This window comes from Congregibacter sp., from assembly GCF_965662665.1.
In the GTDB taxonomy this organism is placed as follows: domain Bacteria; phylum Pseudomonadota; class Gammaproteobacteria; order Pseudomonadales; family Halieaceae; genus Congregibacter.
This window is the reverse complement of the sequence record NZ_CBFIIF010000003.1, coordinates 41,894-63,397: the sequence shown is the minus strand read 5'-3', so window position 1 is coordinate 63,397 and position 21,504 is coordinate 41,894. Positions and strand designations below refer to the sequence as shown.

Annotated in this window: 19 protein-coding genes; 17 read left to right on the top strand and 2 right to left on the bottom strand. The window is 55.0% G+C overall.

The genetic code is table 11. The features are described from left to right. Positions 1-126 precede the first annotated feature (126 nt). Positions 127-1,203: an NADH:flavin oxidoreductase gene (locus ACTG39_RS02155; RefSeq protein ID WP_439105879.1), complete on the top strand. Its 1,077-nt coding sequence runs from the start codon at positions 127-129 to the stop codon at positions 1,201-1,203. A gap of 66 nt (positions 1,204-1,269) precedes the next feature. After that, the gene (locus tag ACTG39_RS02150) at positions 1,270-2,118 is read left to right on the top strand and encodes a putative RNA methyltransferase (protein ID WP_439105878.1); all 849 of its coding nucleotides are present in this window, start codon (positions 1,270-1,272) and stop codon (positions 2,116-2,118) included. A gap of 5 nt (positions 2,119-2,123) precedes the next feature. On the opposite strand, the gene ACTG39_RS02145 is transcribed toward ACTG39_RS02150, so the two are convergent. Further along, the gene (locus ACTG39_RS02145) at positions 2,124-3,491 is read right to left on the bottom strand and encodes an NAD(P)-binding protein (RefSeq protein WP_439105877.1); all 1,368 of its coding nucleotides are present in this window, start codon (positions 3,489-3,491) and stop codon (positions 2,124-2,126) included. Between the two features lie 87 nt (positions 3,492-3,578). Between ACTG39_RS02145 and ACTG39_RS02140 the strand changes: the two genes are divergently transcribed. Continuing rightward, positions 3,579-4,049: an isomerase gene (locus tag ACTG39_RS02140; protein ID WP_439105876.1), complete on the top strand. Its 471-nt coding sequence runs from the start codon at positions 3,579-3,581 to the stop codon at positions 4,047-4,049. A 119-nt stretch (positions 4,050-4,168) separates the two neighbouring features. Further along, complete coding sequence (locus ACTG39_RS02135; RefSeq protein ID WP_439105875.1) at positions 4,169-4,900, top strand: thioredoxin family protein; 732 nt, start codon at positions 4,169-4,171, stop codon at positions 4,898-4,900. Positions 4,901-4,943: 43 nt separating this feature from the next. Here the strand turns inward: ACTG39_RS02135 and ACTG39_RS02130 are convergent, their stop codons facing one another. Then, on the bottom strand, positions 4,944-6,554 hold the full coding sequence (locus tag ACTG39_RS02130) for an ABC-F family ATPase (RefSeq protein WP_439105874.1): 1,611 nt from the start codon (positions 6,552-6,554) through the stop codon (positions 4,944-4,946). Positions 6,555-6,976: 422 nt separating this feature from the next. Here ACTG39_RS02130 and ACTG39_RS02125 point away from each other — a divergent pair, with 422 nt between their 5' ends. The 13 genes from ACTG39_RS02125 to ACTG39_RS02065 all read left to right on the top strand — a co-directional run bounded on the left by ACTG39_RS02125 (position 6,977) and on the right by ACTG39_RS02065 (position 21,483). Further along, a complete protein-coding gene (locus ACTG39_RS02125) occupies positions 6,977-7,387 on the top strand; it encodes an NADH-quinone oxidoreductase subunit A (RefSeq protein ID WP_439105873.1) in 411 nt (136 codons plus the stop codon). Then, the gene (locus ACTG39_RS02120) at positions 7,387-8,031 is read left to right on the top strand and encodes a NuoB/complex I 20 kDa subunit family protein (protein WP_439105872.1); all 645 of its coding nucleotides are present in this window, start codon (positions 7,387-7,389) and stop codon (positions 8,029-8,031) included. The genes ACTG39_RS02125 and ACTG39_RS02120 overlap by 1 nt, the downstream gene beginning before the upstream one ends. A gap of 94 nt (positions 8,032-8,125) precedes the next feature. After that, positions 8,126-9,874 carry an NADH-quinone oxidoreductase subunit C/D gene (gene nuoC, locus ACTG39_RS02115; protein WP_439105871.1) on the top strand — a complete coding sequence of 583 codons (1,749 nt, stop codon included), beginning with the start codon at positions 8,126-8,128 and terminating at the stop codon, positions 9,872-9,874. Further along, the gene (gene nuoE / locus ACTG39_RS02110) at positions 9,874-10,365 is read left to right on the top strand and encodes an NADH-quinone oxidoreductase subunit NuoE (RefSeq protein ID WP_439105870.1); all 492 of its coding nucleotides are present in this window, start codon (positions 9,874-9,876) and stop codon (positions 10,363-10,365) included. Before nuoC ends, nuoE begins: the two co-directional genes overlap by 1 nt. After that, positions 10,358-11,659 (top strand): NADH-quinone oxidoreductase subunit NuoF, encoded by a 1,302-nt coding sequence (gene nuoF / locus ACTG39_RS02105; RefSeq protein WP_439105869.1) that lies wholly within the window; start codon positions 10,358-10,360, stop codon positions 11,657-11,659. The genes nuoE and nuoF overlap by 8 nt, the downstream gene beginning before the upstream one ends. Continuing rightward, the gene (nuoG, locus tag ACTG39_RS02100) at positions 11,659-14,406 is read left to right on the top strand and encodes an NADH-quinone oxidoreductase subunit NuoG (RefSeq protein ID WP_439105868.1); all 2,748 of its coding nucleotides are present in this window, start codon (positions 11,659-11,661) and stop codon (positions 14,404-14,406) included. Before nuoF ends, nuoG begins: the two co-directional genes overlap by 1 nt. Beyond that, on the top strand, positions 14,403-15,356 hold the full coding sequence (nuoH, locus tag ACTG39_RS02095) for an NADH-quinone oxidoreductase subunit NuoH (RefSeq protein ID WP_439105867.1): 954 nt from the start codon (positions 14,403-14,405) through the stop codon (positions 15,354-15,356). The genes nuoG and nuoH overlap by 4 nt, the downstream gene beginning before the upstream one ends. A 3-nt stretch (positions 15,357-15,359) precedes the next feature. Further along, on the top strand, positions 15,360-15,887 hold the full coding sequence (gene nuoI, locus ACTG39_RS02090) for an NADH-quinone oxidoreductase subunit NuoI (protein ID WP_439105866.1): 528 nt from the start codon (positions 15,360-15,362) through the stop codon (positions 15,885-15,887). Continuing rightward, entirely contained in the window at positions 15,884-16,393 is a 510-nt protein-coding gene (nuoJ, locus tag ACTG39_RS02085) for an NADH-quinone oxidoreductase subunit J (protein ID WP_439105865.1), read from the top strand. Before nuoI ends, nuoJ begins: the two co-directional genes overlap by 4 nt. After that, a complete protein-coding gene (nuoK, locus tag ACTG39_RS02080; protein ID WP_439105864.1) occupies positions 16,393-16,707 on the top strand; it encodes an NADH-quinone oxidoreductase subunit NuoK in 315 nt (104 codons plus the stop codon). The genes nuoJ and nuoK overlap by 1 nt, the downstream gene beginning before the upstream one ends. Next, positions 16,704-18,542, top strand: coding sequence for an NADH-quinone oxidoreductase subunit L (gene nuoL, locus ACTG39_RS02075; protein WP_439105863.1), 1,839 nt, complete (start codon positions 16,704-16,706; stop codon positions 18,540-18,542). Before nuoK ends, nuoL begins: the two co-directional genes overlap by 4 nt. Continuing rightward, positions 18,539-20,044, top strand: a complete 1,506-nt coding sequence (nuoM, locus tag ACTG39_RS02070) for an NADH-quinone oxidoreductase subunit M (protein WP_439105862.1) — start codon at positions 18,539-18,541, stop codon at positions 20,042-20,044. Before nuoL ends, nuoM begins: the two co-directional genes overlap by 4 nt. Further along, on the top strand, positions 20,041-21,483 hold the full coding sequence (locus tag ACTG39_RS02065; protein WP_439105861.1) for an NADH-quinone oxidoreductase subunit N: 1,443 nt from the start codon (positions 20,041-20,043) through the stop codon (positions 21,481-21,483). The genes nuoM and ACTG39_RS02065 overlap by 4 nt, the downstream gene beginning before the upstream one ends. Positions 21,484-21,504 lie beyond the last annotated feature (21 nt).

Sequence of the window (21,504 nt, the reverse complement as noted above, 5' to 3'; positions counted from 1 at the left end):
TCGAGATCACTGGCACGGCGATACCCTATCCGCGCTTCCCTGTGGGTACGCGAGGCGGCAGTGCTGTACAAGGAGGGTAAGTCTCGCCAGAATACCGTCCGTCTTTTTTAGTGTGGAATAACGACTGTGACCCATGTATCGGATGCTTTGGTGTTTAAGAGCGGGGCCGTTATGCCCAACCGTTTTATGCTCGCACCACTGACCAACCAGCAGAGCCACGCTGATGGCACCTTGAGTGAGGACGAGTATCACTGGCTCACCAAGCGCGCTGAGGGCGGTTTTGCTGTCACCATGAGCTGTGCGTCCCATGTGCAGGCAGCGGGTTGCGGATTTCCAGGGCAGTTGGGCTGCTTCTCTGATGAGCATCTTGAGGGCCTGACACGGCTAGCGGCGGGGATAAATGCCGAGGGAAGCGTTTCTGTTCTGCAATTGCATCACGCTGGAATGCGTTCTCCCAAGGAACTCATTGGTGATCAACCACAGTGTCCCAGTGATAACGAAAAGACCGGGGCCCGCGGTCTCTCTATCGACGAAGTTCATCGCCTGAAAGAGGATTTTATCGCTGCTGCCCTCCGCGCTGCGAAAGCCGGATTTAATGGCGTTGAGCTCCACGGTGCCCATGGTTACATGCTGGCGCAGTTTTTGAGTCCGACCATAAATCAACGCGTTGATGAATACGGTGGCTCACTGGAAAACCGCAGCAGACTGCTTTTGGAGATCATTGATGGCGTGCGTGAGCAATGTGGGACTGAATTCCTTTTGGGGGTTCGCCTTTCTGCGGAACGTTTTGATATTCGATTGTCAGAGATGCAGGTGCTGGCCCAGCAGCTGATGCATGAGGGAAAAATCGATTTTCTGGATATGTCGCTGTGGGACTCTTTTAAAGAACCTGAGGAAGATGGTTTCGAGGGTAAGACCTTACTGGATTGCTTTACCGAGCTGGATCGGGGTGATGTGCTCCTGGGTGCGGCTGGCAAAATTCGCAACGCTGAAGACGCGCGGCGCTGTATTGCCGCTGGCGCTGATTTTGTGGTGGTGGGTCGCTCGGCGATTCTGCACCATGATTTTCCGAGGAGAGCGATATCAGACCCCAATTTTCAGCCTGTGGCAAACCCGGTGAGCGTCGAACACCTGCGCAGGGAAGGCCTCGGAGAGAATTTCATCAAATACATGGCGAACTGGAAGGGCTTTGTTGAGAGCTGAACTGTCGTGCAGAGCCAGTAGGCAATATCCCTTGCGGGCTGAGCGACAGCGTCGAGCCTAGACCGCATGCCATTTATTGCCCATGCTGCACTGCGCTGCCCTCTGGATGGCTTACCTCTGGAGTGGCAACACAAGAGTCTGCGTTGCCCAAATCAGCATAGCTTCGATATGGCCCGTCAGGGCTACGTAAACCTGCTGTCGGCAAAGGACAAGCGTTCAAAAGAACCGGGAGACAGTCAGGCAATGGTGGCGGCGCGCCATCGATTCCTGGAGTCCGGCCATTACTCCCCCATAGCGGATTGTATTGCTCAGACATTGCTTCCCCATATCTCGGCGAAGTCGCTGATCGTTGATGCCGGCTGCGGCGAGGGCTATTACCTGGAGCGTCTGAGGGAGAAAATTCAGTCGACGGGCGTTTCGGAGTACTCATTTGTGGGTTTTGATATTTCGAAACCAGCGATGCAACTGGCTGCGCGGCGTTTTCCTGCGACCTGGCTAGTTGCCAGTAATCGCAACATTCCTCTGGATGACGGGTCTGTGGATGTCTTGATCGATATGTTCGGTTTTAGCGATTTTCCATCTTTTGCCCGCGTAATTAGGCCGTCGGGTTTACTGCTGCAGGTAGAGGCAGGGAGTCGTCACCTGCTGGAGCTTAGACAAGTCATCTACCCAGAGCTTAGGGCGCGCGAGCAATCGACCAGCGCGCCGGCCGGGTTTTCTCTTGTGCAGCAAACAACTCTCAGTTTTCATGTACCCGAACTAGATCAGGCAGGGATTGCTGATCTTTTGCTTATGACGCCCCACCTCTTTCGCGCCTCTGCAGAAGGTAAGAAGCGCGCAGCGAGTTTGGACTCTCTGGAATTGACGGTAGACGTATCCGTGGCGTTATTACAAAGAGACTCGCTTTCGAACTAGGGTGTTCACGCCAAATAGCGCATGAGCTTCTCGGCTGCGATCATCCCTTGTTCCTGTAGACCGTGCATAAAAGCCGCGTCCGCTTCGGGGCTTGTCGCCGGAGAGCTGAATCCGTCTAGTCGCGCCGCTTTCATCCAAGCCATGAGCGACGGATCCTCTTGCCAGGCTAAGCCATTAACCAGGTCTGCGAGCATGTTGCGAAGATAATCCGTATCGGAGTCGGGGTGTGGAACTGGTGTGCATAGCGTATTTTTATGCGATGGGTCTTGCGAGGAGAGTTCGACGTGAGCAATAAAGGCCGCGCTAAACACCTGCTGGCAGGTTCGAACAGACTGTAAGGTAATCTTCGACTCTGTGAACACCGGCTCCTGAGGGCGTCTCTCGAGCCCGTCGGCTGTGCAGTCGACAAACAGTGTGTTGCCCTGGCAGTCTATCGAACCTTGTTCGAGAGTGACGCTATCTTTGTCGATGCTTTCTACTCTGCCCAGACGAATCACATTCTCAATCAGGCGCAGTTTCTCCAATTCGGTTCTGGTGACCGTTGCGCAACGGAACATGGTCGGCGCTACGGACTCATCGATGCGCATAACAAGTCCCGCGGCTTCGGCCTTGGCAAAGAGGTCATCCACAGATTCTGATTCGGCCACGACCTGCACCTGCATCATCGACAACTGCTGAATGGAGCTTTCAAACAAATCGCCCGCCTGCGCATAGGCGCGATCCCATAGCCAGGATTCTCGCGGCTTAATCCAACAGATTGAATCGGGAGGAACGCCATTGTCCATAAGAAACAAGCAGGCATCGAAGCTGGTTTTTCCCGCGCCAATTACTGTGTAGTTGCTGAACTCTCCGCGGAGGTTCGCCAGTGCATTGGGTGCAACACAGGTGACCGAATCATCCACGGGATAGGAGGGTGCGGCCATGGATGGAACCTTCACATTCATGAAGCTTGCGTCCACCACGGTAGTTGCCTCCACGCTGTGACAAGTGTCAGATGTTAGGGACTGGATCTTGCCCTCACCCTGATACTCACACATGGGGAAGTATTGAACTCTGCCTGAGCTGATGAATTCACGCATTAGATCGTCGTAGTAAGCACAGATTTCGGCCTTGCTGGCCAACTCGTAAAGGCCTTTGTTGTTGCCCGTGGTATCGATGCGATCTGCGCCCAAGGCGCGTGAATTAACGCCGTAAAAGCTCGAGGGCTGATGCAGGCGCACAAAAGGATAGGCCATGTTCCAGTGGCCTCCGGGCTGATGATAGCGATCAACGATGGTAATGCTCGCACTGGATTCACTCACAAGGACATCCGCAAAGGCCATACCCATGGCGCCAGCGCCGACGATCAAGTAATCCGCTTTTTGCGTGCTCATCGCGATTTCCTTATGTCATTATTTTGGGAAACATCCGCGAAAGATGCGTATGGTTGGTCAGTGTCATGGAGCAGGAAGATAAAAACAATGGATCGCTATCAACAACTTATGATCGGCAATGGCTTTTTGGTTATTGTGATGAGTATGTTCGCTGGATTTATGCTGGGCTTTGGTCTCATTGGTGGACTGGAACTCTACCCGGGAAAAATCGTGGCCATGCCTTACTACGGAACTGCCGAGGGCTGGGCGCGAGCGCATAGTGGAGGTTTGACGAACGGCCTATTGGTTCTCGCTGTCGCCTGGGCGCTGCCAATGATTCCGCTGAGTGAAAAAATGCGCAAAATCACCGCCTGGGGTTTCATTTACATAGCTTGGGCTAACACGGTGTTTTACTGGGCGGGCAATGCATCGGGCAGTCGAGCGCTGAGCTTCGGTGACAACCCTCTGGGCGCGAGTAATCTCCTCGGCGCTGTGGGTTTTGGGATGGCTTTTGTGGGCGCATTCCTGATCGTGTATTTACTCTGTTATGCCGCAATAAAAATCCTGCGAAGCGCATGATTCCTTATGCTGCAGCCCTGTTACGCTTTGCATCGCTGTTAGGTACTTCTTAGATAAGGTTTTCTATGCAATCAAAGTTTGTAAATTCACTTCGGTCACTGTGCTTGCTAACAGCGTTGATGGGATTTAGCGCGCTGGCAAGTGAAGCTACCGACGGTGAGATCTCGGCGTATGTGGATTCCGACGACCCAATGGAGGATGTGCAGCGGGGTCTGGAGCGGGCAAAGCTGAGTGGCAAGCTGCTGTTGGTGGTTATGGGCGCCCAGTGGTGTCATGACAGCAGGGGGCTCGTCGAAAAGTTTGCAGATCCGCGAGTCGCCGCTGTACTGGCGGCGAACTACGAAACGGTGTTTGTTGACGTGGGCTATTTCAAAGACTTGCGCGCATTAAGTCAGCGCTTTGCCCAGGCGCACTATTTTGCGACCCCCACGGTGATGATTATCAATGCTGATTCGGAGCGCCTGATTAACAGTGCGGATATGCATATCTGGGGCTCAGCGGACTCTGTAGATTTGGAAAAGTACGTGGAGTATTTCGAGCTTTACGCAGCAAATCCCACACCACAGTTTGTGCCTTTGCCAGATGCTCAAGCATCGGTGATTTCGGCTTTTGAGCAGCAAAATGGGCAGCGACTGCAAGGCGCCTATGAGCACCTGGTGCCGGGTATGCAGGCTGAAGATCGGTCAGGCACCGCTGGCAAGGAGTTCTTGAAGGAATGGCGGGAAGTCTGGCGATACCGCTCTACACTGCAGCAAGACATTTTTTCGCTGCGGCAAAAAGCCCGGGAGAAGCCCCACGAAGACCTGGCGATTCCCCGGTATCCGGCTTTCAGTTGGGAGGATGGGCCCTAGTTCAGACTCACGGACTTAATCTTTCTGGCAAGGGCGCGCCAAGTCAGGAGGCTAGTACCATCCCCAACGCTTCCTGATGCGCCAGGTATTCATCGTAGGTCCCCTGAAAGTCGACTAACTCCTTTTCTCGGATATCGATGATCCGTGTAGCAAGCGATGACACGAACTCACGATCGTGGCTCACGAAGATCAGCGTGCCGTCGTAGTGTTCCAGCGCGAGGTTCAGCGATTCGATGGACTCCATATCGAGGTGGTTGGTGGGCTCGTCCAAAAGCAGAACATTGGTGTCCATCATCATGAGTTTTCCAAAGAGCAGGCGGTTCTTCTCCCCGCCAGAGCACACCTTCGCCTTCTTGATGAAGTCGTCAGAGGAAAAAAGCAATCGCCCAAGTGTTGCTCTCACGATTTGATCATCGTGACTTGGTTTTCGCCACTGGCTCATCCAGTCAAAGAGATTGAGGTCTGTATCGAACTCGTCATTTGTATTCTGGGGGCAGTAGCCCAAGGTGGCGCTTTCCGCCCACTTAATGCTTCCCGCGTTAGCCTCTATTTGACCCATAAGACAGCGCAGCAAAGTCGTTTTACCCGCCCCGTTTTCGCCAATGATTGCCAGTCTGGCGCCCGCTTCAAGAATCAGACTTCCATTTTCAAACAGCGGGCCCTCGTCGAAGCCGTGTCCAAGCTCTTCGAGGACGACAGCCTGGCGATGCAGCTTTTTGTCCTGCTTAAAGCGGATGTAGGGGCTGACGCGACTCGAAGGCTTGATGTCATCCAGCTTGATTTTCTCTATGCGTTTGGCGCGCGAGGTTGCCTGCTTGGCCTTGGAGGCGTTGGCCGAAAACCGGGAAACAAATTGTTTAAGATCGGCGATCTCGGCACTCTTTTTTGCATTCTGTGATTGCAGGCGTTCACGCGCCGCGGTGGACGCGGTCATAAAGTCGTCATAGTTGCCGGGATACACGCGAAGTTCACCGTAGTCGATGTCCGCCATATGGGTGCAGACCGCGTTGAGAAAGTGTCTGTCGTGAGACACGATGATCATCGTAGATTTGCTTTGATTGAGGACGGTTTCCAACCAGCGGATCGTGTCGATATCGAGGTTGTTCGTGGGCTCATCCAAAAGCAGGATATCTGGATCGGAAAACAGTGCCTGAGCCAGCAACACTCGCAGTTTCCAGCCGGGCGCCACTTCACTCATGAGCCCATGATGCAATTCCTGAGCAATACCTGCGCCGGTAAGAAGCTCTCCGGCTCGACTTTCGGCTGAATAGCCGTCCATCTCGGCGAATTGAACTTCGAGATCGGCAACCCGCATGCCGTCCTCTTCAGACATATCGGGGTTAGCGTAGATCGCATCACGCTCTTGCTTCACTGCCCAGAGTTCCGCGTGTCCCATCATCACGGTGTCGACCACGGTGTATTGTTCGTAGGCGAACTGATCCTGGCTGAGTTTGCCCATGCGCTCATTCGGTGATATCGACACGTTTCCCGCGCTGGGAGTAAGCGTCCCGTCGAGGATTTTCATGAGCGTGGATTTACCGCAGCCGTTGGCTCCAATAAGTCCATAGCGATTGCCGTCACCAAATTTGACGGAGATGTCCTCAAAGAGGGGCTTGGCAGCGAACTGCATGGTGATATTGGCGGTAGAGATCAATTGACAGGTCCTGATGCAGAACACAGAAGGTCGCGCTGCCTCTGCGTTGCTGATGCGCTGATTTGGAAAACTGCGCACAGTAATGGACTCGAGCTGTCAGGTCGAGCACAGACCTTGGGAATAATCCCTGTCGAACTGTTGCCATTGATCGCTTATTCGGCGCTCTGCGTGATCGAGCAAAGTGGAGCGTCGCTTTTGCGTGTGCTAAGTTTTTTTAGATGGCTGGCTTGCGTTTTTTTTACAGACGTGCCTGAATGCAGGCAGTCGAGTTAACGCTGGGTTGCATTGCAAAAAGAACGCAGTAACCCAAAAAAGCAATACGTCACTTATTGATCGAACGACTAAGGACGATGTGCGCATTATAAGAATACACAAATCGACCACTGACCTCTTGGCGCAGCTGCGGCAGCGAACGGGTGTCCATGACGGCTGAGCCCACGTTCTGGCCGTTTGTCGTCTACGCCTGTGGCGTACTGTTGCTTGTTGCAACCATGTTGTTACTTTCCTCAATTCTCGGTCAACGCCGAGCTAACGCTGCTACAAACATGCCCTTTGAGTCGGGTGTGGTTTCTGTAGGCAGCTCTCAGGTCCGAATGTCTGTTGAGTTTTATCTCGTAGCCATTCTGTTCGTAATTTTTGATTTGGAAACCGTATTTATTCTCGCTTGGGCCGTGGCTTTTTTTGAGCTTGGCTGGTCGGGCTTTATCGCGGTTGCGCTGTTTATTTTGATTCTGGTGGTGGCTCTGATTTATGAGCTGAGTACTGGAGCTTTGGATTGGGGCGTTAAGCAGCGCTCACCTGCGAAACCGTACGAGCTGGAGCGTGCCGCCTAATGGATTGGAATCTTACGCGTCCCGAAGACACTATCGCCACATCCCCAGGCACTGCTTCGCTGGATATGGCAGAGCAGATTGAACGCAATGTATTTTTTGCCAATCTTGAGGATTTGATTGCCTGGGGCAGGGCACACTCACTGTGGCCTTTTAATTTTGGACTGTCCTGTTGCTACGTCGAAATGGCGACATCTTTTACCAGTCGCCACGACATTGCACGTTTTGGTTCAGAGGTCATTCGGGCTACGCCGCGACAGGCCGACTTGATGGTTATCTCGGGAACGGTGTTTAGAAAAATGGCCCCGGTGGTTCAGCATCTCTACGATCAGCTGTTGGAGCCGCGTTGGATCATCAGCATGGGGTCCTGCGCTAATTCCGGTGGCATGTACGACATATACAGCGTGGTTCAGGGTGTGGATAAGTTTATCCCTGTGGACGTTTACGTACCTGGTTGTCCTCCCAGGCCCGAGGCTCTTATGCAAGGGCTAATGATGCTTCAGGATGCCGTCGGCAAAGAGCGCCGGCCACTGTCCTGGGTTGCAGGAGATCAACAGGTGGTTAAGCCCCAAATGCCTTCCCAGCGGGATATTCTCCAGCAGGAACGCAGTCAGCAAACGACGCTGAGGAGCCCTGACCAGACTTAACAGTAAATGGAGCGAAAGCCTGGCGAGTCATCGTCTGGCATAGCTGGGTCACATAATAACTAAGGAGGCCTGACCAGCCCGGTAAGGAGAGCGCATGGTGAATGCGGTCGCGACAACAGGCTCAGGCCAGCTGGAGGAAGTCCTTCGGCAGTTTGCTGATGCCAAACTGTCGCAACAGCTGACCTCGGATGGTACGCCTACCGTCTGGGTGGAGTGCGGCCGATTGATTGAGCTGCTGCGCTATCTAAAACCGAAGTTTCCCATGCTCCTTGATGTGTTTGGTGTCGATGAGCGTCTTCGGGAGCACAAGCCGGCCGCCGCTCTGGATTTTACCGTCGTTTATCACCTCTTTTCCTTGGAGCGCCGAGAGGAGTTCCGAGTAAAGACGTCTGTATCCGAGAGCCGGCCACAGGTGCCCAGCGCGGTTCCCGTATGGCCGAATGCTAACTGGTACGAGCGGGAAGCCTGGGACATGTTTGGCATTGAGTTTGTCGGGCATCCCAATTTGCGCAGAATAATTCTTCCGCCGACCTGGGATGGCTTTGCGCTGCGCAAGGATCACCCTGCGCGCGCCACGGAGATGGATCCCTTTAGCCTCGACGCCGAAAAGCAGGAGCAGGAGCAGGAAGCTTTGCGCTTTCGACCCGAAGAGTGGGGTATGGCCGCTTCCGACGGCGATGGCGAGTTTATGTTCCTTAATCTCGGCCCTAATCACCCTTCGGTACACGGTGTTTTTCGCATCGCTTTGCAATTAGATGGCGAAGTGGTGATCGATGCGGTGCCCGACATCGGCTATCACCACCGGGGTGCCGAGAAAATGGGTGAGCGCCAGAGTTGGCACACGTTCATACCCTATACCGACCGCATCGATTACCTCGGCGGTGTGATGAATAATCTTGCCTACGTGCTATCGGTAGAAAAGCTCGCCGGAATCGAGGTTCCACCGCGAGCCAAAGTCATTCGCATCATGATGGCCGAGTTGTTTCGCATTTCCAGTCACCTCGTGTTTTTCGGCACCTTCGTGCAGGACATCGGACAGATGTCACCGGTGTTTTACATGTTTGCCGATCGAGAGCGTCTCTTTGGCATCGTCGAGGCGATCACCGGTGGTCGGATGCACCCCGCATGGTTCCGCATTGGTGGTGTCGCTCATGACCTTCCCGAAGGATGGGAGCGCCTGATAAGCGATTTTATTGATGTCATGCCTGAGCGTCTGGATCATTACCAGAAGATGGCTATGGACAACTCCATTCTCAAGGATCGTACCGTGGGAATCGGCGCGTACACCGCAGAGGAGGCCGTTGCCTGGGGTATCACTGGCGCGTCTTTGCGCGCCACGGGGGTCGATTTCGATTTGCGTCGGGACCGGCCCTATGCCGGCTATGAGGATTTTGAATTCGACGTGCCCGTTGCTAAGGGAGGGGATTGTTACGATCGCGCAGTAGTGCGAGTCGCAGAGATTCGCGAGAGCCTGCGAATCATCCGCCAATGTTTGGAGCGAATGCCCGCCGGCCCCTATAAGAGTGATCATCGGCTCACGACACCTCCTCCAAAGGAGCGCACCCTCAACGATATCGAGACGCTAATTCATCACTTCCTGAACGTGAGCTGGGGGCCTGCTGTACCGCCGGGAGAGTCGAGCGTACTTATCGAGGCCACGAAGGGTTTTAACAGCTATCACCTCATAAGCGATGGGGGAACTTCGTCCTATCGAACCCGCATTCGTACGCCGTCTTTCGCTGCGCTACAGCAGATTCCTTTGATTTCTCGAGGCCTGTTGATACCAGATTTGATTGCGATTATTGCGAGTATTGATTTTGTGATGGCGGATGTGGATCGATAATGACTGAGCTTATTCCTGTGCTGAGTGATGCTGAGATTGCGGCGATCGATGCCGAAATCTCCCATGTTCCCTATCGGTCGGCTGTCGCCATTGATGCATTGAAAATAGTGCAGGCTCATCGCGGCTGGGTGTCCGATGAGAGTCTCCGCGCTATAGCCCGTCATCTTGAAATGTCCGCCGAAGAGCTCGAAGGGGTGGCGACATTTTACAATCTGATATTTCGCCGGCCGGTGGGCGATCGGGTAATCCTGCTGTGTAACTCCGTGACTTGCTGGATCAAAGGCTGCGAAAAGATTGAAGCGGCGATTAGCGAACGATTAGGCGTTAAGCCCGGGGAAACAACAGCAGACAATGCCTTTACTTTGTTGCCGGTGACATGTCTCGGAGCCTGCGATCGTGCTCCGGTGATGATGGTAGGTGACGAGTTGCATCAGGATCTTGATCTGGCCTCGCTGGATAAAGCCCTCGCAAAAGGAGCTGGCGATGAGTGATGTGCTGACGAATCCGCTGACTCGAAATGTGCGCTCCGATCGGACGCCCACGGACATGCTGGCCTACGAAGCTAACGGGGGTTACCGCGCGCTCAAGATGACGGTGGGGCAGCGCGCGCCCGAAGACTGTCTGCAAATTATTCAGGATTCCAATCTCCGGGGACGCGGTGGTGCCGGATTTCCAACGGGTCTTAAGTGGAGCTTTGTCCCCAAGGAGCCCACCACGCCAGGACCCAAGTACCTGATCTGTAACGCTGACGAAATGGAGCCCGGTACCTTTAAGGACCGCCTGTTACTGGAGTGTGATCCCCATCAGCTCATTGAGGGCATGATTCTCTCGGCCTACACACTGCAGGCCGATGTTGCCTACATATTCATTCGTTCGGAGTATTTGCTTGCGGCTTCATTGCTACGTAAAGCCATCGCGGACTGCCGTGCTAAAGGCTATCTGGGTAAAAATATACTGGGCTCGGGTTTTGACCTGGAAATGCACGTCCACGCTAGTGCGGGACGGTATATCTGTGGAGAGGAAACCGCACTCATTAGTTCCCTTGAAGGCAAGCGTGCTAATCCTCGCGCAAAACCACCCTTTCCTCAGGTGAGCGGCCTTTGGGGGCGCCCTACCATCGTTAACAACGTAGAGACTCTCTGCAACATCCACCACATCCTTGAGCGTGGGGCGGACTGGTTTCAATCCCTGGGTAATGGAGAGGATGCGGGAACCAAACTCTATGGAGTGAGCGGCAGAGTTAAGCGGCCGGGTTGTTGGGAGCTGCCCATAGGTACGACGGTACGCGAAATTCTGGAAGAACATGCCGGCGGTATGGAGGATGGCTTCACCATGCGAGGTTTTCTTCCCGGGGGAGGGTCCACCGACTTTCTGACCCCAGAGCACCTGGATGTACCCATGGACTACGGGAGCATCGGCAAGGTCGGCAGTCGTATGGGCACGGGCACGATGATCATTCTCGACGATAAAACCTGCCCCATAGGCTTTATTCACAATCTCACAAAGTTTTTCGCTCAGGAGTCCTGTGGATTTTGTACCCCTTGTCGCGATGGCTTGCCCTGGAGTGCGCAGGTGCTGGAGAGCCTGGAGCTAGGTGATGGGAGGCCAGAGGATCTCGATACACTGGCCTACCAGGTTGAATACATCGGGGCGATAGGTAATACGCACTGCGCTTTGGCGCCTGGAGCGATGGAGCCTGTACAGAGCGCCCTGAAATATTTTCGCGAGGATTTCGAAGCACATATCGAACAAGGCTGCTGCCCCTATGCGGAGGGTACGCACTGATGCCGAAGATTCTTGTTGATGGCTGTGAGTATGAAGTTCGCGAAGGCGCAAACGTATTAGAGGCCTGTTTGTCGGCAGGTTTGGATTTGCCCTATTTCTGCTGGCACCCCGCCATGGGTTCCGTGGGAGCCTGTCGCCAGTGTGCACTGGTGCAATATCAAGACGAAAATGACACCCGGGGGCGGATTGTTATGGGGTGCATGACGCCCGTATCCGAGGGCGCCATATTCTCTCTGGGAGGAGATCGCGCAAGCGGGTTTCGCAAGGCTATTGTCGAATCGCTGATGCTCAACCATCCCCATGATTGCGCCGTTTGCGCAGAGGGTGGTGAGTGTCATCTTCAGGACATGACGGTCATGACCGGGCATCGCGATCGCCGCTATCGTGGCCGCAAAAACACCCATCGCAATCAGTATCTCGGTCCGCTCATTAACCATGAGATGAATCGCTGTATCACCTGCTACCGCTGCACTCGCTACTATCGAGACTATGCCGGCGGCATTGATCTTGCCGCTCTCGCTTCGCATGACCACGTGTATTTCGGACGGCACGCTGAGGGCACGCTCGAGAGTGAGTTTGCGGGAAATCTTGTTGAGGTCTGCCCTACGGGCGTTTTCACCGACAAAACGCTGGTGGGGAGCTACACTCGAAAGTGGGATTTGCAGTCCGCGCCCTCTGTATGCGCGGGATGCGCCGTGGGATGTAACACGCTCCCGGGAGAGCGCTACGGAAAACTCAAGCGCGTTCACAATCGATTCAATGCAGAAGTTAATGGCTATTTTCTCTGCGATCGGGGTCGCTATGGTTCGGGTTATGTAAACAGTGATGCGCGGCTGAATTATCCAGGTCTGCGAGATACCGATGGTCGTTTTAACGCGCTCGATGAGCAAAGTGCCACCGCAGAGTTTGCGTCGCTGATTAAGGACAAACGGTTAGCGGGCATAGGCTCGCCTCGAGCGTCGTTGGAGTCTAACTATCTGTTGCGCGAGCTTGTCGGTGCGACGAATTTCACTGCCGGTGTATCCAGTGCTGAGCAGGCGATGCTCAATCAGGTGGCGGAGATACTTGTTGCTACGTCGGCGCTGGTGCCATCCATCGCTGATGTGGAGACTGCTGATGCTGTTCTCATCCTCGGCGAGGATGTTACGCACACCGCCCCGCGTTTGGCCTTGGCGCTGCGTCAGAGCGTGCGTAATAAAGCCTATGAAATGGCGGCTGAGCTCAAGTTGCAAAGCTGGCAGGACGCGGCGATTCGCAATCTTGCTCAGGAACAGCGCAGTCCGCTGGTCAGCATGGCGCCCGGCAGTACGCGTCTCGATGATATCGCTGAGATCAAGCGCCATTTGGCTCCGGGAGAGATTGCGACGGGGGCTTATGCCCTGGCAGAGGCGCTTCTTTCTGCGCCTTCAAGTGATGTAGACGAGACGACGAGCGTTTCGGAGATTGCAGCGATTCTTCGCGCAGCGAAGCGCCCTCTGATTGTTGCCGGAACCTCTCTTTGCGAACCGGCCATAGCTGATGCGGCGCTAAAGATTGCAGAAGCATTGTCGTCCAGTGAGCGGCGGGTAATGTTGTCGTTGATTGTCCCCGAGGCCAATAGCTTGGGACAGGCCCTATTGCTCGAGCAAGGCGCGCCAGATCTTAGCGCACTTACTGCCAGCGCAGAGGCCGGGGAAATCGATACCCTGGTGATTCTGGAGAACGACCTCTATCGTCGAGTTCCCGGTGCTGAGGTCGATCGATTACTGAATGCGGTGCCCGACGTGATTGTCCTGGACTGCATTGAGACGCCCAGCTGCTCCGCGGCGAGCCTGGTTTTACCCACGGCGACGGCCATCGAGTCGGAGGGTACCTTTGTCAGCATGGAGGGACGGGCGCAGCGGTATTTCCCAGTGTTCCCGGTGTCCGAGGGGCGTCGGTCGGCGTTGCAGTGGTTGTTGTCGGGAGCGGCTGCGGCGGGAATCGATAGCTTTGCTCAGCTGCAGCATGTGGACGATGTGGTGACGGCCTGTGCAGCTGCAGTACCCGCGCTTTCGCGTATCAACGATGCTGCGCCGGGGCAGGAGTATCGAAGCCATGGCATGCGCATCCCTCGGCAACCTCACCGTTATAGTGGTCGCACGGCAATGCGCGCAAATGTCAGCGTGCATGAACCCAAGCAGACTCAAGATGAGGAGTCCCCACTGTCTTACAGCATGGAGGGCTTAAACCGGGATGAGCCAGGCTCATTGTTGCCTTACGTGTGGGCTCCTGGTTGGAACTCCAATCAATCGCTGCATAAGTTTCAGGCAGAAGTGGGCGGCGCGCTTCGCGGGGGTACGGCGGGCGTGCGGCTCATCGAAAGTAATTCAGGAGCATATGCTTCTTCAGGCGTTAGCGCTTCCCCGCGGCCTACATCAGAGAATGCACTGGAGCTGATTCCCCGGCCCCGAATTTTCGGAAGCGATGAACTCAGTGCGCTGAGTGAGGGTTTGTCGGAGCTCATTCCCCGGGCTTATCTCGAATTCAGTCCCGCTGATGCGAGTCTCCATGGCCTGGAGGCCGGCGACGGTGTGACCGTTGACGGCGGTACAGTCGCCTTTGAAGTTCGTATTGATCCACAGCTGCGACAGAGCTGCGTGGCCTATGCACCGGGCTTAGCCGGGTGCCAAGAGCTAAAGCCTCGTACTGTGGTGCAAATCGCCAAAGCGCAGGATTGGGAGCGGGATAACGCCGCGCTCATAGCCAGCGACGGAGGTGTCTCATGAACGAGATGAGTACAACACTGTTTGGTCTGGCCATTATTGGCGCAGCGGTAGGGGGAGCGGCATTCCTCACCTGGTTTGAACGACGCTTGCTGGGTATCTGGCAGGATCGCTATGGCCCCAACCGTCTCGGCCCATTTGGCGTGTTTCAGGTGCTTGCCGACATGCTCAAGCTCCTCACTAAAGACGACTGGATTCCGCCCTTTGCGGACAGGTTTGTGTTTGTACTGGCACCCGCAGTTATTGTGATCGTAATGATGCTGGGGTTCGCGGTCGTTCCTTTTGGCCCGAACCTGCAAGTTGTGGATCTGAACATCGGATTGTTGTTCTTCTTGGCGATGTCATCACTCGCGGTATATAGCGTGCTTTTAGGCGGATTGGCGTCGAACAACAAATACGCCTTGCTCGGTGGGCTGCGAAGTGCAGCTCAGATGGTGAGCTATGAGGTGTTCATGGGACTCTCCGTCATGGGGGTGGTCATGCTCGCCGGCAGCTTTAGTTTGCGAGATATAGTTATTGCCCAGGAGGATCTGTGGTTTGCCATCCCGCAGTTTTTGGGTCTTCTCGTTTTCACGATCGCGGGCATCGCCGAGAGCCACAGACTTCCCTTTGATCTTCCCGAGGCAGAGCACGAGCTTACCGCCGGCTTTCACACCGAGTATGGCGGGATGAAGTTTGCCATGTTCATGCTTGGGGAGTATGTCGGGCTCATTCTGATCTGCTGCATGATGACCGTGCTTTTCTTCGGCGGCTGGTTGGGGCCATTCCTGCCGCCGATCCTGTGGTTCTGCATAAAGGTTTTCGTGTTGATCTGCTTCTTTGTGCTTCTGCGCGCCGCGATACCGCGGCCCCGTTACGACCAGCTCATGAATTTGGGTTGGAAATACATGTTGCCACTCAGCCTGCTCAATCTGTTAGTGACAGGCGCTCTTGCATTGGCAATGGAGGGCTAAGTTATGTGGGAAGCCATACGCAGTCAGCTTGTGACACTCATGACGATTCTTCAGCACACGTTTACTCGTGCCGAGACCGTCCAATACCCCGAAGAAAAGCCTTACCTCGCGCCACGTTATCGCGGACGCATTGTATTGACCTGTGACCCGGACGGTGAAGAACGCTGTGTGGCCTGCAATCTCTGTGCGGTTGCCTGCCCCGTGGACTGCATCGCTTTGCAGCAGTCGACCCGGGAGGATGGGCGCTGGTATCCCGAATTTTTCCGTATCAATTTTTCGCGCTGCATCATGTGTGGGATGTGCGAAGAGGCTTGCCCCACCAACGCGATCCAGCTTACGCCGGACTTTGAAATGTGCGAGTACGACCGTCAAAGCATGGTCTACGAGAAAGAGCACTTACAGATTGCCGGCACGGGGAAGTATCACGATTACAACTACTATCGCGTAGCCGGACTGGCTATCGCGGGCAAGGATAAGGGTGACGCTCAGAACGAAGCTCCCCCCATCGACGTAAAGAGTCTTCTGCCATGATGGTGCTGTTTTTCTATCTGACAGCAGCGCTGGCGATTGTGGCAACCCTCGTCGCTCTTACCCGTCCCAATGCGTCGCATGCGCTGATTTATCTCATTTTGTCTTTGCTGGCTGTCGCGGTCATGTTCTTTATGTTGGGCGCACCGTTTGCCGCAGCGCTGGAGATACTGATATACGCCGGCGCGATCATGGTGCTGTTTGTGTTCGTGGTCATGATGCTCAATCTGGGGGATTCAGGAGAAGATCGGGAGCGCGCTTTGTTGATGCCCCGTGTATGGATTGTTCCGGGGATCATCACGCTTGTCTTGTTAGTTGAGATGTTGCTGGTGTTCGGTGATTCCGGTGTGGCATTGCAAGGCCAGAGTGTGTCGCCGAAGGAAGTCGGTATGACTCTTTTTGGTCCTTATGTCCTCGCTGTGGAATTGGCGTCCATGCTCCTTATGGCCTCACTGGTGGGCGCCTACCACGTGGCGCGGCGGTTTATTGACCGACAGGGAGCTCAGTAATGGACGGCTTGATTGTGCCTTTGGAGCATGTGCTGCTGCTAGCGGGGATATTGTTCGTTTGCGGGCTGGGCGGGCTCATGCTCAGGCGAAACCTGCTGTTCATGTTGATGTCCCTTGAGGTGATGCTCAACGCCTCGGCTCTGGCTTTTATTGCGGCAGGTGCCCGCTGGCAGGCGGCAGACGGCCAGGTGATGTTTCTCCTCGTATTGACCGTTGCGGCTGCAGAGGTGGCCGTAGGACTGGGTCTCCTCTTGCAGATACAGAGGCGTTATAAAACCTTGGATATGGACGCGGTGACGAGGTTGAACGGATGAATCTCACGCTGGCTGCAATTCCCGGTCTGCCACTGTTATCGGCAGCTATCCTCATTATTTTCGGAGGACGTCTACCCAGGCCGGTAGTTGCTTTTATAGGTGCGGGGTCTATCGGCCTTGCCGCTTTGCTCGTGGCAGGCCAGGTGTTGACCTATCTTGGCGATCAGACTCCGACCACGACCCTGCTTTGGACGTGGATGAGTGTTGCTGATTTGAATGTGGGCATCGCTTTCTACATTGACGGCTTAACAGTCGTGATGCTGTCGGTGATCACGGGCATAGGATTTCTGATTCATCTTTATTCCATTGAATTCATGTGGGAAGACGAAAGCTTTAGCCGCTTCTTTGCCTACATGAACTTGTTCGTTGGCGCCATGCTCCTGCTGGTCATGGCGGACAATTTATTGCTGATGTTCCTGGGCTGGGAAGGTGTGGGCATGTGCTCTTACCTGCTGGTCGGTTTTTGGTATCGCAACCCTGCAAACGGTGCAGCAGCCCGCAAGGCATTTGTGGTCACGCGCGTGGGGGACGCACTCATGGCTCTGGGCCTGTTTTTGTTGTTCACAGAGCTGGGTACCCTGAATATTCAGCCCCTGTTGGCAGCTGCCAATCTAGAGTGGGAAGTCGGTGGGCAGTTCCCCGTGCTTGCAACCCTCTTACTTTTGGGCGGCGCGGTAGGTAAGTCTGCGCAATTGCCACTGCATACCTGGCTACCCGATGCGATGGCGGGTCCAACACCGGTGTCGGCCTTGATACATGCGGCAACCATGGTAACGGCGGGCGTATACCTTATCGCGCGTCTGCACGAACTTTTTTTGCTGGCGCCCCTAACCATGACTGTGGTCGCGTGGATCGGTTTGGCGACCTTGCTTTTGGCCGCTAGTGCAGCGCTGGTTCAGCACGACATTAAGCGGATTCTGGCCTACTCGACCATTAGTCAGATTGGGTACATGTTTTTGGCGCTGGGCGTCGGTGCCTTCAGCTACAGTGTTTTTCATCTCATGACCCATGCGTTTTTTAAGGCACTTCTCTTCCTGGCTGCAGGCGCCGTTACTCACTGTCTGCATCACGAGCACAATATTTTCCGCATGGGCGGTTTGCGCACTCGTCTTCCAGTGGTTTTTCTGAGTTTCCTTATCGGTAGTGCAGCGCTCGCCGCGCTGCCATTTACTTCAGGTTTTTATAGTAAAGACGGGATTCTTTTGGCGGCGTTTGCGGCAGAGGGCTCAGGTCCCTGGCTGTGGGCGGGCGGATTGTTAGGAGCTCTGCTGACGAGTATCTACAGTTTTCGACTGTTGTTTACGGCGTTCTTTGGCGAGGCGCAGATCGAGCCCGATCGTCAGCCTGGATTACGTATGGCCGTGCCGCTGCTTCTCTTGTGCGCGCTATCGGTTTTGGGTGGGGCCATCGGTCAACCATTGGATGGTGTATTACCCGCCCGAGTTCATGCGGATGTTCCCCATCTTATCGAATGGGTGAGTATTGGAACCCCGATTGTGGGCGTTGTCTTTGCGTACTTTGTATTCCTTAGAGGGACGCTTTCCATCAGTGCGCTTAGAGACTCGGCGCTTGGGCAGTTTCTTACGCGGCTTTTCCTCAGTGGCTGGCGCGTGGACGGGCTTTACGATGCTCTGCTTGTCTCGCCTTACAAGGCACTCGCTCGGCGCTTTAAGGGCGAGCCCGTGGACCTCGTTTACTCGGGTGTCGTGGCGGTCAATCGTATGGGGCATCGTGGCTTGGCAGCACTACAGACCGGGGAACTGCGCTGGTACTTCACCACGGTTGTGATCGGTTTGATTGGTGTCCTGGCAATTGTATTGAGGTCTAGCCTGTGAGCCTGGCGCTACTTATAGCCATACCTTTGCTCGGCGGCGTTGTTGCCTGGCTGTCCGAGAGACTCGATACCCAGCTACCGCGCTGGATATCTCTCTTTAGCTGCGGTCTGGGCCTTGCAGTTCTAGCTTTTCTTGCACTGCCCCTGTCAGATGGGGCTGCGACCACCGATAGCAGCTGGTTACTCTATGGGCGTGTCGACTGGATTCCGCGCTTTGGTATTAGCTTTGAGCTTGGTATGGATGGTCTCAGTTTACTGCTGCTGGCACTGACCTTCTTGCTCGGCATCATCGCAGTGGCAGCTTCCTGGTCTGAAATTGAAACGCGTCCCGGATTTTTTCAGGCCAATTTGCTATGGACCCTGGCGGGAGTTTGTGGCGTTTTTCTTGCTCTCGATCTGGTGCTGTTCTTTTTGTTCTGGGAAGTCATGCTGGTACCAATGTACCTGCTCATAGCCATCTGGGGCCATGAAAATCGCGGCTACGCGGCGATGAAGTTCTTTATCTTTACCCAGGTGTCAGGGCTGCTCATGCTGCTGGCGATAGTTGCCTTGGGTGCTCAGGGGGCTGCGCAAAATGGCAGCCTGAGTTTCAGTTATGACGTGCTCCTTGGTTTGGATTTGACACCACGAATGGGCTTTTGGCTGATGCTGGGGTTCTTTATTGCCTTTGTGGTGAAGCTCCCAGGTTTTCCGTTTCATACCTGGCTACCCGATGCACACACCCAGGCACCCACGGCGGGTAGCGTGTTGCTTGCGGGAATTCTGCTTAAAACCGGAGCCTATGGACTGCTTCGCTTTACCGTGCCGCTGTTTCCAGAAGCATCCGTAGTGATAGCGCCAGCGGCGATGACCCTGGGCGTCATGGGCGTTGTTTATGGCGCTTTGTTGGCCTTCGCGCAGACTGATTTCAAGCGTTTGGTCGCCTACAGCAGTGTCAGTCACATGGGGTTTGTGCTGCTGGGAGTGTACGCCTTTAACGAGCTCGCCCTTCAGGGTGCGGTATTGCAGATGCTGACTCATGGAGTGAGTTCTGCCGCGCTGTTTATGATGGCTGGGGCTTTGCAGCATCGCCTGCATACCCGCGACATGCGCCAGATGGGCGGCTTATGGCAGGCAGCGCCACGTATGGGCGCCTGCGCTATGTTCTTTGTTCTGGCATCGCTGGGATTGCCTGGTCTGGGTAACTTTGTAGCGGAGTTTTTGGTTCTCCTGGGTCTGTTTACCGTCGCACCCTGGGTCGCAGCTGTTGCAGCGGTGGGCATGGTTACAGGAGCTGTATATGCGCTGTGGCTGATGCAGCAGTCGTTCTACGGTGAGCCTAAGGCCGATCGTCGAATGTCCGATTTTGGGCTGCGCGAGATGAGCGCGATGGCGGTAATGATGATGGCTCTTCTATGGATGGGGCTCTATCCCCAGCCCCTCCTTGAACTTGCAGGACCCATGCTGCGCGGGGTCACAGAAATGCTCCCAACAGCCTCTACTGCCTCAGGAGTGCTGCCATGATCAATAGCGCAGATCTCGCGGCCATAGCACCGATCGTCGCACTCGCAGCGGGCGCGACAGTGTTGATGTTGCAAATCGCCCTGCGCCGAGATCTTTCCCTCAGTCGCTATACCGCCTTGTTTGTACTGGCGATCGCTCTGGGGACCTGTGTGTGGGTCGATGTCGGAGATGGTCGAGAAGTTACGCCGCTACTGCAGGCAGACGGGCTAGCCACCCTTTTTGCGGCCTTGTTCTGCGTTTCCACGGCAGTGTGTCTGCTTTGGTCTCGTGATTATCTTCCCGGACTGAGCGATCAGGGCGATGAGTACTACCTACTGATGTTGCTGGCGACTCTGGGTGCCGTGGTGTTGGTCTACGCAAATCACGTGGCTTCATTACTGCTGGGGCTGGAGCTACTCTCGGTAGCGCTTTACGCTCTGGTGGCTTACCCGTCCCGCGTGCCTATTGCAGCGGAAGCCGCAACCAAGTATCTGGTGCTCTCTGGTGGTGCTTCGGCAACCATGCTATTTGGTTTTGCCTTGCTGTACGCCGCGACCGGTAGTCTTGAGTTTTCTTCTATGGCCAGGGGATTGCAGGATTCAGTGTTGGGACCCGCCGTATCTGCGACGGCCGCAGTACTTGTTCTCAGCGGATTAGCATTTAAGTTATCTGCAGCGCCATTTCATCTGTGGACGCCGGATGTTTATGAGGGGTCGCCTGCCACAGTCACCGCCTTTCTTGCGTCGGTGGCAAAGGCCGCACCTTTTGTGGTTTTGCTGCGACTGCTCCTCGAGGCGGAGTTCTTTGAACTGGCGGGCTTCCTGGAGGTGCTTTCGGCCCTCGCCGTGTTAAGCATGCTGGTGGGTAACCTTCTCGCTCTCATGCAGCAGAACATCAAGCGCATGCTGGCCTACTCATCGATTGCCCATATGGGCTATGCGCTTATTGTCCTTGTTGTCGCGGCGGATCCGCTGCACCGGGCGCTCGCTGGCGAGGCAGCGGTGTTTTACTTTTTTGCCTACGTTCCGGCGACGGTGGCGGGATTTGGCGTGTTGGCACTGCTCAACCCCGGGGGCGAGGGCGTTGATACAGCAGAGGTCGATGATCTTTCGGGATTGTTCTGGCGAGAGCCTTTGCTAGCGACTTTGATGTTGGTGGTGTTGCTCTCCCTGGCAGGTATTCCCCTGACGGCAGGTTTTCTTGGGAAGTTCTATTTGTTCGCTGCCGCCGTGGCGGGTGGGCATTGGCTTTTATTGGGTGCCTTGGTCTTAGGCAGTGCCATTGGAATCTATTACTACCTGCGGGTGATTTTTCAGATGAGCCAAAAGCCGGCAGAGACTGATTCTGCGATTGCCTCGAACTTCGCGGGTCGCCTGGTGGTGATGTCTCTCATTTTTGTGATTCTGCTACTGGGTATCTTGCCGCAGGCGCTCATGGAACATATTCAAAGCATATTCTAGTGACCGTGACGCGAAGGGCGT

Excerpts from the sequence above, each read along its gene's own strand:
- ACTG39_RS02150 (WP_439105878.1), top strand. The coding sequence starts at position 1,270 with ATGCCATTTATTGCCCATGCTGCACTGCGCTGCCCTCTGGATGGCTTA.
- ACTG39_RS02145 (WP_439105877.1), bottom strand. The coding sequence starts at position 3,491 with ATGAGCACGCAAAAAGCGGATTACTTGATCGTCGGCGCTGGCGCCATG.
- ACTG39_RS02140 (WP_439105876.1), top strand. The coding sequence starts at position 3,579 with ATGGATCGCTATCAACAACTTATGATCGGCAATGGCTTTTTGGTTATT.
- ACTG39_RS02135 (WP_439105875.1), top strand. The coding sequence starts at position 4,169 with ATGGGATTTAGCGCGCTGGCAAGTGAAGCTACCGACGGTGAGATCTCG.
- ACTG39_RS02125 (WP_439105873.1), top strand. The coding sequence starts at position 6,977 with ATGACGGCTGAGCCCACGTTCTGGCCGTTTGTCGTCTACGCCTGTGGC.
- ACTG39_RS02120 (WP_439105872.1), top strand. The coding sequence starts at position 7,387 with ATGGATTGGAATCTTACGCGTCCCGAAGACACTATCGCCACATCCCCA.
- nuoC (WP_439105871.1), top strand. The coding sequence starts at position 8,126 with ATGGTGAATGCGGTCGCGACAACAGGCTCAGGCCAGCTGGAGGAAGTC.
- nuoE (WP_439105870.1), top strand. The coding sequence starts at position 9,874 with ATGACTGAGCTTATTCCTGTGCTGAGTGATGCTGAGATTGCGGCGATC.
- nuoF (WP_439105869.1), top strand. The coding sequence starts at position 10,358 with ATGAGTGATGTGCTGACGAATCCGCTGACTCGAAATGTGCGCTCCGAT.
- nuoG (WP_439105868.1), top strand. The coding sequence starts at position 11,659 with ATGCCGAAGATTCTTGTTGATGGCTGTGAGTATGAAGTTCGCGAAGGC.
- nuoH (WP_439105867.1), top strand. The coding sequence starts at position 14,403 with ATGAACGAGATGAGTACAACACTGTTTGGTCTGGCCATTATTGGCGCA.
- nuoI (WP_439105866.1), top strand. The coding sequence starts at position 15,360 with ATGTGGGAAGCCATACGCAGTCAGCTTGTGACACTCATGACGATTCTT.
- nuoJ (WP_439105865.1), top strand. The coding sequence starts at position 15,884 with ATGATGGTGCTGTTTTTCTATCTGACAGCAGCGCTGGCGATTGTGGCA.
- nuoK (WP_439105864.1), top strand. The coding sequence starts at position 16,393 with ATGGACGGCTTGATTGTGCCTTTGGAGCATGTGCTGCTGCTAGCGGGG.
- nuoL (WP_439105863.1), top strand. The coding sequence starts at position 16,704 with ATGAATCTCACGCTGGCTGCAATTCCCGGTCTGCCACTGTTATCGGCA.
- ACTG39_RS02065 (WP_439105861.1), top strand. The coding sequence starts at position 20,041 with ATGATCAATAGCGCAGATCTCGCGGCCATAGCACCGATCGTCGCACTC.